At 42.1% G+C, this 16,161-nt stretch carries 11 protein-coding genes and 1 pseudogene; 11 read left to right on the forward strand and 1 reads right to left on the reverse strand.

Going from position 1 to position 16,161, the window contains the following annotated elements:
• Positions 1–221: 221 nt before the first annotated feature.
• A complete protein-coding gene (locus tag MUCPA_RS38905; RefSeq protein ID WP_008507947.1) occupies positions 222–3,419 on the forward strand; it encodes a DUF7149 domain-containing protein in 3,198 nt (1,065 codons plus the stop codon).
• Between the two features lie 162 nt (positions 3,420–3,581).
• Here MUCPA_RS38905 and MUCPA_RS38910 read toward each other — a convergent pair.
• A pseudogene (locus tag MUCPA_RS38910) lies at positions 3,582–4,184 on the reverse strand (phage integrase SAM-like domain and Arm DNA-binding domain-containing protein); the annotation flags it as partial.
• Positions 4,185–4,739: 555 nt separating this feature from the next.
• Here MUCPA_RS38910 and MUCPA_RS16670 point away from each other — a divergent pair.
• The 10 genes from MUCPA_RS16670 (at position 4,740) to MUCPA_RS16710 (ending at position 16,159) form a co-directional block, all read left to right on the forward strand.
• Positions 4,740–5,969: a site-specific integrase gene (locus MUCPA_RS16670; RefSeq protein WP_008507950.1), complete on the forward strand. Its 1,230-nt coding sequence runs from the start codon at positions 4,740–4,742 to the stop codon at positions 5,967–5,969.
• Positions 5,970–6,018: 49 nt separating this feature from the next.
• Positions 6,019–6,297, forward strand: coding sequence for a hypothetical protein (locus MUCPA_RS16675; RefSeq protein WP_157543928.1), 279 nt, complete (start codon positions 6,019–6,021; stop codon positions 6,295–6,297).
• A gap of 196 nt (positions 6,298–6,493) precedes the next feature.
• Complete coding sequence (locus MUCPA_RS16680) at positions 6,494–6,769, forward strand: helix-turn-helix domain-containing protein (RefSeq protein WP_008507953.1); 276 nt, start codon at positions 6,494–6,496, stop codon at positions 6,767–6,769.
• 27 nt (positions 6,770–6,796) lie between these two features.
• A complete protein-coding gene (locus MUCPA_RS37795) occupies positions 6,797–6,949 on the forward strand; it encodes a hypothetical protein (protein ID WP_008507954.1) in 153 nt (50 codons plus the stop codon).
• A gap of 187 nt (positions 6,950–7,136) precedes the next feature.
• Positions 7,137–7,547, forward strand: a complete 411-nt coding sequence (locus MUCPA_RS16685) for a plasmid mobilization protein (protein ID WP_008507955.1) — start codon at positions 7,137–7,139, stop codon at positions 7,545–7,547.
• On the forward strand, positions 7,529–8,791 hold the full coding sequence (locus MUCPA_RS16690) for a relaxase/mobilization nuclease domain-containing protein (protein ID WP_008507956.1): 1,263 nt from the start codon (positions 7,529–7,531) through the stop codon (positions 8,789–8,791). Before MUCPA_RS16685 ends, MUCPA_RS16690 begins: the two co-directional genes overlap by 19 nt.
• Before the next feature lie 63 nt (positions 8,792–8,854).
• On the forward strand, positions 8,855–10,897 hold the full coding sequence (gene mobC, locus MUCPA_RS16695; RefSeq protein WP_040626062.1) for a conjugal transfer protein MobC: 2,043 nt from the start codon (positions 8,855–8,857) through the stop codon (positions 10,895–10,897).
• A gap of 152 nt (positions 10,898–11,049) precedes the next feature.
• A complete protein-coding gene (locus MUCPA_RS16700) occupies positions 11,050–11,646 on the forward strand; it encodes an RNA polymerase sigma factor (protein ID WP_008507958.1) in 597 nt (198 codons plus the stop codon).
• A 57-nt stretch (positions 11,647–11,703) separates the two neighbouring features.
• Entirely contained in the window at positions 11,704–12,633 is a 930-nt protein-coding gene (locus MUCPA_RS36190; RefSeq protein WP_008507960.1) for a FecR family protein, read from the forward strand.
• 142 nt (positions 12,634–12,775) lie between these two features.
• Positions 12,776–16,159, forward strand: coding sequence for a TonB-dependent receptor (locus MUCPA_RS16710; protein ID WP_008507961.1), 3,384 nt, complete (start codon positions 12,776–12,778; stop codon positions 16,157–16,159).
• Positions 16,160–16,161: the final 2 nt, after the last annotated feature.

Genomic DNA, 16,161 nt, shown 5'->3' on the forward strand with positions numbered 1-16,161 from the left:
CCGAAACAGGGTGGTCACTATCTCCATAATATACAACACCTAAAATAAAGATTTTTACGGCCATTTTTGATAGAAAAACGACTATATTTTAACCATTTGTCACAATTTATCGTGATAAAACCAACGATTTTGTTTTTGAAATTGCAAATAATAATATGTTTTTATCTTCATTGCCTTCCATTTTCTTAAGTTTATGCTTTACTAATCCTCGATAGTATAATATGACCATTTCCTTTATCTCTCTTGTTGAAAGTATTAATAAAGCGTATCGGCTAATAAAGCCACGTCGTGAAGATTTAGATTTTTTCAAGGTTAACTTCAGCAAATTACTTGAACGCATTGATGAGAAAGAAAGCGAGGAAAATGTTAAAGGGCATTTAGCAGACTTCTTAAAATCAACTTATTACGATCCTAATCATTTAATTGCTACCAAGGGGCGTGCGGATTTGGTTATCCATCTGGAAAAAGATGCCAAATCGCATGTAGGTGTATTGCTTGAAGTTAAAAAGCCTTCAAATAAACACGATATGGTTACTAAGGATAATCTCAATGCAAAAGCCATGCATGAGCTTATCCTCTATTTTCTTCGCGAGCGCGTCAACCATAAAAATATTTCCCTTACCCACTTAGTAATAACTAATATCTATGAGTGGTTTGTTTTTGACGCCTCATTGTTTGAACGTGTATTTGCCAAAAATACACAACTACAAAAAGCTTATAGAGAATGGGAAGCAGGACAAAAGGTTAGTGTAAAAACAGAGTTGTTTTACAATGAAATCGCCAGGCCTTTTCTCCATGACTTGCAGGAAGAAATGACATTTACCCACGTTGATATCAGAGAGTACCTGAAATATTTGCAAGGGAATAAAGAAAAGGACGACAACAAACTTATACCCTTATATAAGTTTTTCTCCCCTGTTAATTTATTGAAATTACCTTTTATAAATGATAGCAACTCATTAGATACCGGTTTTTTTAAAGAGCTATTGCATATTATTGGATTAGAAGAAGTAAAAGATGGCAGCCGAAAAATAATACAGCGGTTACCGGTTACTAAAAGACAACCAGCCTCCTTAATTGAAAACACCATCAACATGCTGGAAGTTGATGAAGTTTTACGAAAGGTCCCGGCTAAGTTTTTAAATGGCAAAACAACAGAGGAACAGCTGTTCAATTTAGGGCTTGAGTTGAGCATCACCTGGGTGAACCGAATACTTTTTTTAAAATTATTAGAGGCTCAGTTAATTAAATACCATAACGGTAATGAAAGGTTCAAGTTTCTGAATGTGCAAACAGTCAACGATTATGATGAGCTGCATAAACTCTTTTTTCAGGTACTTGCCAGACAATCCGCCAGTCGAACCTCCGCCATTCAACAGAAATATAGTCATATCCCATATTTGAACAGTTCTTTATTTGAAATTTCTCCATTGGAGGATGTCAGCTTAAAGGTTAATGGCCTGGATGACAATTTAGATATAGATTTATATAGTAATTCAATTCTTACCCGGAAACGCCTAAAAAGTAAAGATTTAACCGCAATGAACACATTGCATTATTTTTTTGAGTTTTTAGAGGCGTACGATTTTGCTTCTATCGGTAAAGAAGAAGTCCAGGAAGAAAACAAGACGATTATTAATGCTGCAGTATTAGGTCTGGTATTTGAGAAAATGAATGGCTACCGCGATGGTTCAATATACACCCCGGGTGCCGTCACTATGTTTTTATGCCAGGAAACCATTCGTAAAGCAGTGGTTCAAAAATTCAACGACGCATATGGGTGGAAATGTGAAGATATAAATGACCTGAAAAATTATCTGGCTGATCGTAAGAATCGCAAAGATATTTTAGAATTTAACTTACTGATTGAGTCCATTCGTATTGTTGACCCAGCTGTCGGTTCCGGCCATTTCCTGGTATCAAGCTTAAATGAATTAATTGCCATCAAAGCGCAATTAGGGATACTGGCGGATAGCGAAGGAAGCCGTCTGAGTGATGTTGATGTTAGTATAGCCAATGATGAGTTGGTCGTTACCTATCGTAACTCCTCATTTTTTGAATATGCTGTTACAACAACTGTATCCGGCGGTCACATCATTGCGCCGGAAATTCAGCGTATTCAGGAAACCTTATTTAATGAAAAACGCAAACTTATAGAGGGGAGTTTGTTTGGGGTTGACATTAACCCTAACTCTGTAAAGATCTGCCAGTTAAGATTGTGGATAGAACTTTTAAAACACGCCTATTATAAATCAGATGAGAACTACACGCAATTGGAGACATTACCTAATATTGATATTAATATCAAACATGGTAATTCATTAATCAGTCGATTTAAGGTTAAAGATGAAATATTTGAAAGAATACCCTCCTTTATAAAAAAGCTCGATAATTATAAAAGCTGGGTAAAAAAATATAAAGACACCAATGACAAAAACTTCAAGGAAGAGTTAAAAGGCAACATAGAACTTTTCATTAATGAGTTCAAGCGCCAAGATCCCCGAATAACAAAATTTGAAAAGCTATTTATTAAGAAGAACGAGGAATATATCTTAAAATATAAAGCTATACAATTGTTCGAGCGGAACGACGATAATAAGCAAGTAGCTCAACGGGGATTATTGGAAAAAGAAATTGAAGAGCTTTCAAAGAGTATTGAAGCTGCAAAAAACGACATCACTTACCGAAATGCTTTTGAATGGCGGTTTGAATTTCCGGAGGTCTTAAATGAAAGCGGTGATTTTGAAGGCTTTGAAGTCGTGATAGGGAATCCGCCATATATCCAGTTGCAAAAAATGGGGGAGGATGCAGATGCTTTGCAAAAAGGCGATTACAATACCTTTACCCGTACCGGTGATATTTATTGTTTGTTCTACGAACAAGCCATTCGTTTACTTAGGCCTAACTACTATTTTGGTTTTATAACTTCTAACAAATGGATGCGGGCAAATTATGGAGTTGCGACCCGTAAGTTCTTTTTGGGGGAAACTAATCCACTTTTATTGGTTGATTTTGGTGGTTACCAGGTGTTTGAATCGGCAACTGTCGACACGAATATGCTCATTTCCCAAAAGGCTGAAAATACCGGCAAAACACAAACATGCTTGCTAGATAAAAGCCTGGGTAGTTTAGAAAAAATGAGCGATTTTATTAGACAGTCAGTTACCACACAGGGGGGCTTTAAACCAGACGGCGGGTGGGTTATACTTTCGCCATTAGAGGCCACCATAAAAAACAAGATTGAAGCGGCAGGAACACCTTTAAAAGATTGGGATATCAATATCTACCGAGGTATATTAACGGGGTACAACGATGCCTTTATTATCGACCAGAAAACCAGAGATGCGCTCATAGAGGCTTCGCCTAAAAATGATGAAATTATACGTCCATTTAAGACTGGCAAGGTCAGCAAAATTTAGTCCGCGGCAATAATAGCTGAACAGGAAATAATTGCGCGAATTGATCAGCTTGTCGTTTTCGAGGTTTAATTCCACTATTTTATTGATCTGCTCGACACTAATTGCGCGTTTTTTGGTCTTTGGGGCATTATATTTCGAATAGGAAAAATCTTTAAATGGATAGTGGTTTTCCCGGCAGATCTTTTCTTTCATTGCATTACGCCAAACGGTGCGGAATGTCCGAAAATCGATGCTTCGCGTAGTGATTGCAATATTGTTCTTGATCAGCCAATCTTCAAACCGGCGCAAAAAATTAACATCAATATCTTCGAAGTTCATGTCTTTTTCTTTCATAAACTTGTTAAGGCGGCTGCGGGTCACAATATGAACGCCGGCATAACCATATCGTTCCATTGATTTTAAGCGGGCGACCTCGCTGTCAAAAAACTCCAAAAGCATCAATTTAGGGGTTGTTTTAACTGCACCTGTCAGCTTTTCAACAAGGGATTTAATTTCACTGACCCGTGGTGACCGGTCGTCGGGAACATTGGCAAAATAGAATGTGGCCTTAACCTTAATATTATTAAGCAGCGCATTGATAGATTTATGATTGATATGCGAATCCAGCACGCATTGTGACGCCTTATTCCAATTCTCTTTCGTAGAACTAACCTTCGTCGACACCTCGTAGTTGTTCCGATTTTCTGTTATCCGAAACATGATCGGATGCTCGCCAGAGGGAAGCGTTTTGTTGATTCTCAACATTAATTTCGTCGTAATTGCCATATTAGGTCTAACATTTTGTAAATTTAACGATTAAAAGGCTCATTCTTAAGGTAAAATGCAACTTTTTAGGTCTAACATAGGTCTAACATTTTAGTCAAAAATAGCAAAAAATAACCTAAAAATACATAATCGCAAAAATGAAAAATGGCAATTTTAGCTATGACATGCGGTTTTTAGTTAATGAAAATAGCTGACTTAAAGGCATGGGGTGCTGGAGGTCGTGGGTTCGAATCCCGCCATCCCGACTTAAGCGATACCAATCGAGTCGAAAACCCCTTAAATCGTATGATTTAAGGGGTTTTTCTTTTTAATCCAACCCAAGTTATTCAAGGAAAATCAAGGAAAATGAGACCTATTCGGTGACCCATTTTGACTTTTTACCTTAGGTCACCAGAAGCATTGTAAATAATTGAACGTCAATTAATTAGGTAATTTAATTTGTCGCGTTTTGAGGCCATTTGAAAGCCCTTTTTCACCTAATCCGGTGACCCATTTCAATAGGTCTCAATAAAGCACGCCAAATCAATGCTTTTTTAACCATTTAATTAAATTGCTATGAATGCACCAAACAACACATTTGGCGTTGCTTTTTATCTTAAAAAGCAGAAAACCACACAGTTAGGCAAGTCGCCTATCTATGCCCGTATCACCGTGAACGGCAAGCGTATCGAAATTTCTATTAAACGTTCCATAGAGGAAGAAAATTGGAATCCCTTCAAAGGGGTAGCCAGGGGCAGCCGCGAGGAGATCGTAAAACTTAACAAATACCTCGACCAATATAAGTCAGGTGTTGTTGAAACCTACCAGGAATTGTTACTGCAAAAGAAATGGATAACGGCAGAATTATTAAAAGCAAAGGTTACCGGCATGGATCAGGCCGAGTTTACACTTTGTAAACTGATAGAATACCATAATCAGGAACAAGGCCAAATATTGGAACCCGGGACGATGAAAAATTACTATACTACAGAAAAGTACCTCAAAGAGTTTTTAAAGGTGCGGTTCAAAACCTCAGATAAATACCTGTCAGAGTTGAGCTATAAATTTATCACCGACTTTGAGTATTATCTGCGAAACCGTAAACCCGAAAAGGGTCAAAAGAAACTGACCACCAATGGCCTGATGAAACACCTTGAAAGGTTTTGCAAAATGGTTAATATGGCTGTACGGCTGGAATGGATCGTCCGTAATCCTTTTCATGCCTACCAATTAAAATTTGATAAGGTGAACAGGGATTACCTAACTAAAGACGAACTGGAGCGGATAGAAAGCAAAGAATTTCACATTGTTCGTTTACAGGTTGTTCAGGACTTATTTGTTTTTAGCTGCTATACCGGCTTAGCCTACGTCGACGTATATAATCTCACACCTGCTAACCTGGTTAAAGGGCAGGATGGTAATTTATGGATCATGACCAGCAGGCAAAAGACAAACACAGCCGTCAAAGTCCCTTTACTACCAAAGGCACTGGAAATTATTGACAAATATAAAGGCCACCCGCAGGCCATAGCCGAGGGCAAATTACTGCCGGTATTGACCAATCAGAAACTCAACAGCTATTTAAAAGAGATAGCCGATATGTGCGCCATTCTGAAACCATTGACCTTTCATATCGCCCGGCATACTTTCGCTACCACGATCACTTTAACCAATGGCGTACCGATAGAATCGGTGAGCAAGATGCTTGGCCACACTAAACTAAGCACCACACAGGTTTATGCCAAAGTAGTAGAAAGCAAATTAAGCGACGACATGGCAAGACTTACCGAAAGACTACGTAGATAGGTAGAAATTTTCTTAATATCTTCGCAGCATGGACAGGAGGCAGAAAATCATGAAGTTAATTGTTGATGAATTGGCTGAATTTAGCGATTTGCAATATACCTATACTGGCGCAGTAACAGGTCTTGACGCCAATCTTATTTCAATGGACTTTGTGGTAAGGCAAGGGCCGATCCGGGGTGACTTTAACATCCGTGGGATGATTGATATGCCAGTGCAACTAAAAGCACAGTATGATAACCGGACGATACTTAACGACCATCCTTTGCTGCAAAGTCAGATCGAAAAAGACCTTCGGCAAATCTCAGATAAAATAAACAGGCTTTTATAAATGTACAAGCTGGATGCAAATAAATACGCCAATCCGACCAACCAGATCAAGCCGCTGCATCAAGCGGCTTTTTTTGTACACCTACTTCTAACTAATTATAAATCAACACCCAACAAACAATCTTTCGGAAGCCATTTAGACCGGGAATTGAAGTAAGCAGATACCCGTTGCTTTGCTGTAAATAAACTATTTCATTATGCCAGCAATCGAATTAATCAGCAAAGACGATCTGGAGCAATTCAAAAACGAACTGTTCGCAGAACTCCGAAGAATGGGTATCAGGTCACAAGGCCCTGCTATACAAAATAAAGAATGGATCAAAAGTTACGAAGTGCGGAAACTGCTTAACATCTCACCCGGCACCCTGCAAAACCTGCGCATCAACGGCACACTTCATTATACTAAAATCGGTGGCATTCTCTATTATAAGACAGAGGACATTAACAAGCTGCTTGAAAATAACCTGCGGTGATCTTATTAGCCTTTAATCCCAACAGCCATGAAGCAAAGCACCATTATTAGAAAAACAGCCGGGCAATACAGGCCGCAGATCAGACGCATCAAAGCGCAGCCCCGGCACCAGATCAGGAAACTGCTCCGTTCGTTCGAGCCTTTGCCCCAGGCAAAAGGCATTGCAAAGGCAGACAAATAACAGCCGCCGAAAGGCGCAATATAAAGACACAAAACGAAGTTTTACCAACGACCGTAAGGGCGCGTTCTGAACGCACCTGCGTTCAGCAAAGATGTACGTTTGTCCACAAACGGATCTTTGCTGCCTGCCGCAGGGGCTTACCGGGGTTCGGAACTCACCCCTTTTACGTGCCTGAAATACCTGGATTATGGAAGCAAATAAGACCCTAAAAACCGATGAACGTTTTACCCGCCCGGTCAGGACACGGGTAACCCGGGCCGTTTATGAACGGCTGGAAAAGCTGATCGAAAAAGGCGACTGCCATAGCATCGGTGAAGTCAGCCGAAAGATTCTTTCAGGGGAGCAGATCAAAGTGTTCCAGGTTGACGCTTCGCTCAATACGGCAATGGAGGAACTGGCGCTCATACGGAAAGAGTTAAAGGCCATCGGTGTGAATATCAACCAGCTAACCAAAGCCTTTCATAGCAGCACCAGTGATGATACCAGGGCATTTTATGCGCTGAAAATAGCTAACCGCTATGAAACTGTTGGGGCCAAAGTAGATGAACTATTGGTGATCGTTTCCCAATTGGCTGAAAAATGGTTGCAAAGATCGTGAGCGGCAAGTATATACGGGGCATCCTGCATTATAATGAGAACAAGGTGACCGCAGGACAGGCGCAGTTGATCATGGCCAGCGGCTTTGCCGGTGAGATCGACCGCATGAGCTTTGATAACAAACTGAAACGTTTTGAAAACTTGATCATGACCAATAGTAAGGTGGTTACCAATGCCCTGCATATCTCCCTGAACTTTGATGCCAGTGAAAAACTGGACAATGCACGCTTACAGGCTATCGCTAAAACCTATATGGATAAGATAGGTTTTGGCGACCAGCCCTTTCTCGTTTACCGGCATACCGACGCGGGGCATAGCCATGTGCATATCGTTACCACCAATATACAGCCGGATGGCAAACGCATTCCCCTGCACAATATCGGCCTGCTCAAATCCGAACCGGCGCGAAAGCAGATCGAGCAGGAGTTTAACCTCGTCCGCGCGGAAAGCAAAACGTTCAAACAGCACGCGGCCGTCAAACCCGCCGACATCGAAAAAGCGGTTTATGGCCATCTTCCGACCAAAAGGGCTATCAGTAATGTGGTGGGTGCAGTGATGAACCAATATAGCTTCACATCCTTAGCGGAGTTTAACGCTGCTTTAAGGCAGTTTAATGTACAGGCTGACCGTGGCAAAGAGGACACGATGATGTTCCAGAAGAAAGGGTTGATCTATTCTTTACTGGATAAGAACGGCCAGCCCATCGGCATCCCGATCAAAGCCAGTGCATTTTATAGCAAACCAACTTTAGCGAACCTGGAAAAGAAGTTTGTAAAGAACGCGGAGAACCGCAAGGAATACCGGGACGATCTGAAAGCGGAAATTGAAAACGTTTTTAAAAACTACCGGCAGATTACCAAAGCCACTTTTATCAAAGAACTCCAAAGTCAGAACATTCAAGCCATATTCCGGCAGAATGATCAGGGATTAACTTACGGTGTAACGTTCGTGGATAATACCAATATGGCTGTATTCAAAGGCAGCGACCTGGGCAAAGCTTATGGTGCAAAAGCGTTGACAGAGCGTTTCGGTCAGGCAGACCAACCGTTGAAACCGGCCACACACTTTAAAACTGCCGCGCCAAAACAAACCTATCTGAAAACCGCACCGGCCACCGACTATTTAAAAACGGGTGCATTGGATAAAACGCTGCAAGCCTTGATGGGCAAAAATCAGGGTGACGGCACGCCGCTTACCCCACGCCGCAAAAAGCGAAAGAAACAGGAACAGGGGATGCAATTATAAGCTAACAGAATTATTAACCATTAAAATAATGCCCTCCCTACCGTGGAGGGTTTAAGAGGGGCTATGCAAACTGGAGAGGACATACAAGGCCTACGTAAAATCATTGATTTTACACGCCTGATCAGCATTTTTATATTGGCCATACATATTTACATTGCCTGCTTTGCAGCATTTCAGCAATGGCACTGGACCGCGACTATCACCACCCGCATTGTAACTAATATTGCTAAAACAGGCTTGTTCAATAACATTTGGAAGCCGAAGCTGGCCGCTTTGTTATTTCTTTTCATCTCACTGATTGGTGCCAAAGGCAAAAAAGAGGAAAAGATCAACAAGCGGGCCATTACCGCCTATATCATCAGTGGTTTGCTCTTATACTTTATCAGCCAGTTGTGCTTTTACCTGTCGGAACCGGCGACTGTTATTACCGCCTTATATTTAGGTATCACTGCAATAGGTTATTTGCTGATCTTAACAGGCGGCACACTGTTATCGCGCTTGATCAAAATCGGGATGCAAAGCGACATTTTTAATACGGAAAACGAAACGTTCCCCCAGGAAGAACGCCTGCTTGAAAATGAATACTCGGTTAACCTGCCAGCCATTTATAACCTGAAAGGAAAGGCGCGTAAAAGCTGGATCAACTTTATTAACCCGTTTCGCGGCTTGTTAGTGATCGGTACGCCGGGTGCTGGTAAATCTTATTTTGTCATCCGGCATATCATTACGCAGCATATCAGAAAGGGTTTTACCATGTTCCTTTATGATTTTAAGTATGACGACTTAACCAAAATAGCTTACAACACGCTTTTAAAATACAAAGGTAATTACAAGATCAAACCCAAATTCTATATCATCAATTTTGATGATCTGGCAAGGACGCACCGCTGCAACCCTCTCGACCCGGATAGTATGGATGATATTACCGATGCGACCGAAGCGGCAAGAACGATCATGTTAGGCTTAAACCGTGACTGGATCAAAAAACAGGGCGATTTTTTCGTCGAAAGCCCCATTAACTTTATTACCGCTATTATCTGGTACCTGCGCAAATATAAAGATGGACGTTATTGCACTCTGCCCCATGTAATAGAATTGATGCAGATGGATTATGACCCCCTGTTTGCTGTATTGCAGGAACAGGAAGAGATCAAGGTGCTGATCAATCCCTTTGTAAGTGCCTTTAAGAATAAGGCAAAGGAACAATTAGAGGGACAGATCGCCAGTGCCAAAATAGGTTTGGCCCGATTATCATCCCCGCAACTGTATTACGTACTATCCGGCAATGATTTTACGCTGGACATTAACAACCCTGACGAACCCAAGATCGTTTGTATTGGGAACAACCCGCAGAAACTGCAGACCTATGGCGCGGTACTATCGCTATATTGCTCAAAAGCCCTCAAGCTGATCAACCGGAAACGGCAGCAGAAATGCAGTTTAGTGATCGACGAATTTCCGACCATTTATTTTAATAACCCCGATACCATTATCGCTACCGGGCGTTCCAATTTAGTTGCGACTACTTTTGCGGTCCAGGATTACAGCCAGCTAAAAAAGGACTATGGCCATGATCAGGCCGAGGTAATTATGAATATCACGGGTAACGTGATCTGCGGGCAGGTCATGGGTGATACGGCTAAATTGTTGTCCGAACGTTTTGGCAAGATCATGCAGGACCGCCATAGTGTTTCCATCAACAGCGAGGACACTTCGACCAGCCGGTCAACCCAATTGGATTACGCCATACCCGCCTCAAAGATCGCTTCGCTGTCGTCCGGCCAGTTTGTGGGGATGGTGGCAGATGATCCCGGTAATAAAATTGAACTCAAGGTTTTTCACAATGAGATACAGAACGACCATGACGCCATTAAAAAGGAAGAGGAAGCCTACAGGCCGATCCCGGTGATCAAAAACATAACTGCCGAAGAAATTGAAGAAAATTATTTGAAGATCAAAAGGGAAGTCGAAGAACTCGTAACTGCCGAATTAGCCTTATTAAAAGTTAATGATGTTTCGGAGGAAGCGCAATCAACTAATGAAGTGTCTGAAAGCGGGCAGGAAAACCATGAAGATCAGACAGGCGGGCCGGCCATGTCGATGTAGTGTTTAAATCAGGATTTATTGTAAATAACTCATTCATAATAGGATGCGAATATAGTAACTATCTGAATCTCATCGTGCATCTGTAATACTGCTGTACATAATTCCATGTTAATATTAACTTAATATAATATGGCGTACCTTTGTTATTGGATATGCATGTTGTTTCAGACACCGACGATTTATTACTTGCCGCGCTTAGAAAGGGTGATGAAAAGGCATTTCAGGTGTTGTACGAACGCTACTGGCCCGAAGTCTACACCATGGTTTACCGCAGGCTGGGCGACGAAGAGGCAGCAAAAGATATCGTTCAAAACATATTTGTAAATCTCTGGACTTCGAGAAAAGAGATTTTTATAGAAAGTTCATTAGCCCCATATCTTAACCGCGCCGCGCGGAATAAGGCCATCACTTTTTACAAAAAGAACGTGGCAACGCTGATTCGAGACACCGACTTTCAGGATAGCCAGGTTCAATATTCACCCGAATTTACCCTCGAAGCTAAAGAGTTGGAAACGGTCATTAATGACGAGATCGCCAAAATGCCGGACACCATGCGCAAAACATTTGTGTTAAGCCGTCAGGAAAATAAGTCGATCCGCGAGATCGCTGTAGAACTTTCCCTCTCCGAACAAACCATCAAGAACAATATTTCGCAGGCACTTGACAGGCTTCGAAAAAAAACTCAAAACTTCTATGCTGAACCTGCGAATCTTGCAGGCGTCCTTTTGGTTTTATTAACAAAAATTTAACATACTAATAACTATTCGGTAAAGTACTTTTTGACTTTGGCGAGGATGAGTTAGTATATGGGCGACAAAAACAAATCCGCTAAGGATAAGGAAAAATTAGATCAGCAGGCCAATGCCTGGTTTGACCGGGTAGATGACCGGCTGCCTTTCGATGCTTTTGGCAACTCCGAAAATAAAAGGCGGATCGGTGATGACATATTTACCCGCATCCAGGCAGATATTCAGCATAAAAAAAGCAGGGCCTATTTCTTTATGAAAATAGCTGCTTCATTGCTTATTGCGGCCATCAGCATAACCACCTATCGTTTAATTAGCGACCAGCACGCAAAAAATGAGCAGTTGGTTTGGCAGGTTTATAGATCCGGCGCAGGTGAATTTAAAACCGTCACACTGCCGGACAGTTCGGTGATCTATCTAAGGCCTGGAACATCCCTTTATGCTCCGACCGCGTTTACCCAATCAACACGTACCGTTAAATTAACCGAGGGCGAAGCCTACTTTACGGTCAAACACGATACCCGTCACCCTTTCGTGGTAGATGCCGCTGGCATCAGTACGCAGGTATTAGGAACTTCGTTCGTTATTCGCAATTACCGTGCTGCCTCAACTATTCAGGTAAGCCTGATCACAGGCAAGGTCGCTGTAAAACATGAAGCTTCGTTACTTGGAATGTTGACACCGCTTCAGGAGATCACGTATAATAAAAAGAATCACAACAGCACATTGGATAAGATCAGTGCCGACTGGATTAATAACTGGAAGTCGGGCGACTATCTTTTAAATGACGTGCCGATTGAGGAACTAGCAGCGACACTTAAAAATCTGTATGGTGTGAATGTAGTGATGAGATCAGGCAACTTGGAAAAATTGCGGATAACGACGCAATTCAATAAAAAAGATAACATCCGGGATATTTTGGAACAGTTAAAACTGATCCATGGCCTGAATTACGAGATCAAGGATAAGGAGGTCATATTAATGAGATAAGTTTAATCCTTACATAGATGAATCAGCACCCGTTTTACCGGATGCTGATAAATGTGCAGCCATCATTTTAACAGAAAATTCCAGCTTCCTTGTATAGAAATGATGATCTGCTTTTGATTTACAAAGTAAACGTGCTAAAAATATGAAAAAAAAGGTAACCCAAACAGTTACGCCTTTTAAGAACACCTTAATTCTTATAACATTCGTTATTGTCAGTATTGTTAATGTTTTTTCGCCCGCCTATAGCCAGGCACAGTCGTTAGAAACGAAATACGACATCCATTTTTCAAAAGGACAAACACTCGCAAAAGCAATTGAGGAACTACGGACGGTAACAAAGATCAAATTTTCTTATGACCCCGCAGTTACAGGAGCGTTCGAACTAAATGAACAAAGTTTCAAGCAGGAAACCTTATCAAAAATATTACTTGCTATACTAAAGGGCACTGGCTTAACTTACAAAGGTCAGGGAGCAACGGTTGTTATATATAAGGAAGCATCCCCAAACGCATCAGCCGGCGGCGGCCCCGGCACTCTTAAAGGCCGCATTGTTGAATTTGAAACCTCGCAGCCCTTGCCGGGTGCTACAGTATATCTCGTGGAACTCCAAAAGGGAATGCAGTCCAACGCCGACGGTTATTATAAATTCAGCAACGTTCCTGCCGGGAAGTACACGCTTAAAGTCAGCTACATCAGCTATAAAACGGAAAGTGTGCAGGTGGAAGTGAAAACGGATAAAGAGGAAAATTACGACGTGAAAATGCAGGGTTCTAATTCCTTGCAGGAAGTTGTTGTAAGTTCAGTCCGAAAAAGCCGCCCCCCTGTTGCGCATACTTCTGAAAGACAGGTGCTGGAAGAAGTCAAACAGTCTTCTCTTGTTGTTTCAGCCATTTCATCTGAACAGATCAGTAAATCTGCCGATCGTAACGCGGCCGAGGTTGTTCAACGAATTTCGGGCGTGACGACCGTGGATGACAAATTTATTATTGTTAGGGGATTAAATCAACGCTACAATCTTACTTATTTAAACGATAACGTAGCCCCCAGTACCGAATTATATAGCAGGGCTTTCGCGCTCGACCTGATACCAAGCCGCATTATTGACCGAATCATGGTCTATAAGTCCCCCTCACCTGAAAATCAGGGCGATGCAACGGGCGGGGTAGTTAAAATATACACCAAGGATGCCAAAAATGTAAAGCATTTTGACATCGAGGTACAGGGCGGCTGGCGCGAGGGCACCACCTTTAAAAATATGCTTACTTATCAGGGCGGTAAGTTTGATTTCCTGGGTTTTGATGATGGCACACGCAAATTGCCGTCTATTGTACCAGGTTATGGCAGCCTGCAAAAAACAGCTATCAGCCAGCAGCAGTACGCTACTGCTTTTTCACCTTATTTATATTTGTCGCAAATGAAAGCGGCTCCCAATACGCAACTGACGGCCAATTATTACGACAGCTTTAAGTTATTCGGGAAACCACTCAGCTCGCTTACATCTTTTGGATATAAACTCGAAAACCAGCACGCTGATATTTACCGTCAGCAAGGCATCGATGACGGCTTTGCCGGAATGCAAGTGAATGATAACATTACTTTGGAAAACAATAACCGGCAAAACGCGCAATTGAATTTACTGCAAAACTTTACTTTTTCGTTGAGAGACAGCAGTAGTATCCAGTTCAAAAACTTTTTGCTGCAACAGGGCCAATCTACTGCCATAGAAAAAATATTCTACAGAAGACTTTTCGCCGACGAGCGGTCAACTAATAATAAGGATATTGTATTATCCTACAATCAACGTTTTTTGTACGCAGGTAATTTAAGCGGAAGACATTATTACAAGAACGGCAGGCACCGTATTGACTGGAACGGCGGGCTTACGATAAGTAGCCAGCAGTTACCAGACCAGCGGGTGATAAGGTTGCAAGGCCCTGTTGGTAACTTTGCAACAGGCGATCCGGAACTTTACTGGTATGCAAGGTCACGGACAGGAGATGCGGAAAGTGTAGATAACACCAACCGGATAGCACAGGGTATGATATCGCGTACGTGGACGAACAACAAGGAAAGTGTCTACAACGGATCCATTGATTATTTATTTCAATATAAACCGTGGTTATCTTTTAAAGCGGGCACCTATCAGCAATGGAAAGAGCGCCATGTTTTCCGGAGAGTTTATACGGTACAAGAGGGTGATTATACGGGTAATTTTAGCGATTACTATACCGCACCAGGCGGATACGGCACTTATGTAGATCCTGCACTTTATACTTTCAGACAGCAGGATCTAAGCAGGATCTGGTCGCCCCAGTATCTGCGTGATGACAAGAGCGGATTATTAGTGGTGGATAAAACACAAGGCAGCGATGCTTATGTGGCAACAGAGCAAACGAACAGTGGCTACGCCGCTTTTAGTTTTACACCAGCCCATCGGAAATATGAAATATACGGCGGTGTACGTGTAGAATACGACAGACAACGCGTTGGGGCAGCGATACAACCAACCGATATAAGCACCGGGATCAATCAGCCGGTATTGGTAGACATCAAAAAGTTGGAAGTATTACCGTCACTGAATATAAGCTATCGTCCGGGTAATAGCTGGGTAGTTAGGGCCGCCGTGGGCAAAACACTTAACCGCCCTGAGTTTACAGAAATATCCCCGTTTAGCGATCTTGACCTGGAAAACAATACTGCATTAAGGGGTAATCCATACTTACGGCCAGCATCGGCATGGAACTACGATCTGCGGACAGAATTTTATCCACGCGCGAACCGTCAGGGTGAAACGATCAGTGTTGGCGCTTTTTATAAGGAAATCAATAATCCCATCGAACGTATCAACACCAGTAACCGCATTCTTAACACGCCCGCAAGTATTTCTTTCCAGAACGCCTCAAAGGCTACGATAAAGGGTGTAGAGATCGAGATCAGGAAAAATCTTGACTTCGTCCCTATCGGCTTTTTTAAACGTTTATCTGTTATCGCCAATTTCTCGTTTATCAAAAGCCAGGCTGTGAAAGACAGCGCTTCAATAGCCGCGGAACAGGGAGACAAGCCGGATACCCGCGTAGCTGACTACACAGTTAAACGGCCACTACAGGGCCAGGCTCCTTATATCATTAATGCAGGCCTGTATTATGATAACGCAGCGTCCGGAACTAAAATTTCCGCCATTTATAATGTGGTAGGAACCCGTATTTATGCTGCCGGACAGGGATATGTTCCTAATTCGTTTATCAATGGCTCTGAATACCGGGGAAGTTTATTGGAACTCCCCCGCCATCTGGTAGATGTGTCGGTTTCGCAGCGTGTAGTAAAAAGTGTTCAGGCCAAGCTGGCAGTACAAAATCTATTGAACCAGTCCATTATGATGGCCGAAGATTACAACTATACTTATAAATACGAACCGGAAACCAAGGTTACAGGAACTGATGGAAAGACCGTTACGGAAGGCGACAACATTTCATCCCGGTATAAGCCCGGTAGGTATTTTATTTTATCGGTTTCTTATTCATTCTAATA

The sequence above is a fragment of the Mucilaginibacter paludis DSM 18603 genome (assembly GCF_000166195.2).
Taxonomy (GTDB): Bacteria; Bacteroidota; Bacteroidia; order Sphingobacteriales; family Sphingobacteriaceae; genus Mucilaginibacter; species Mucilaginibacter paludis.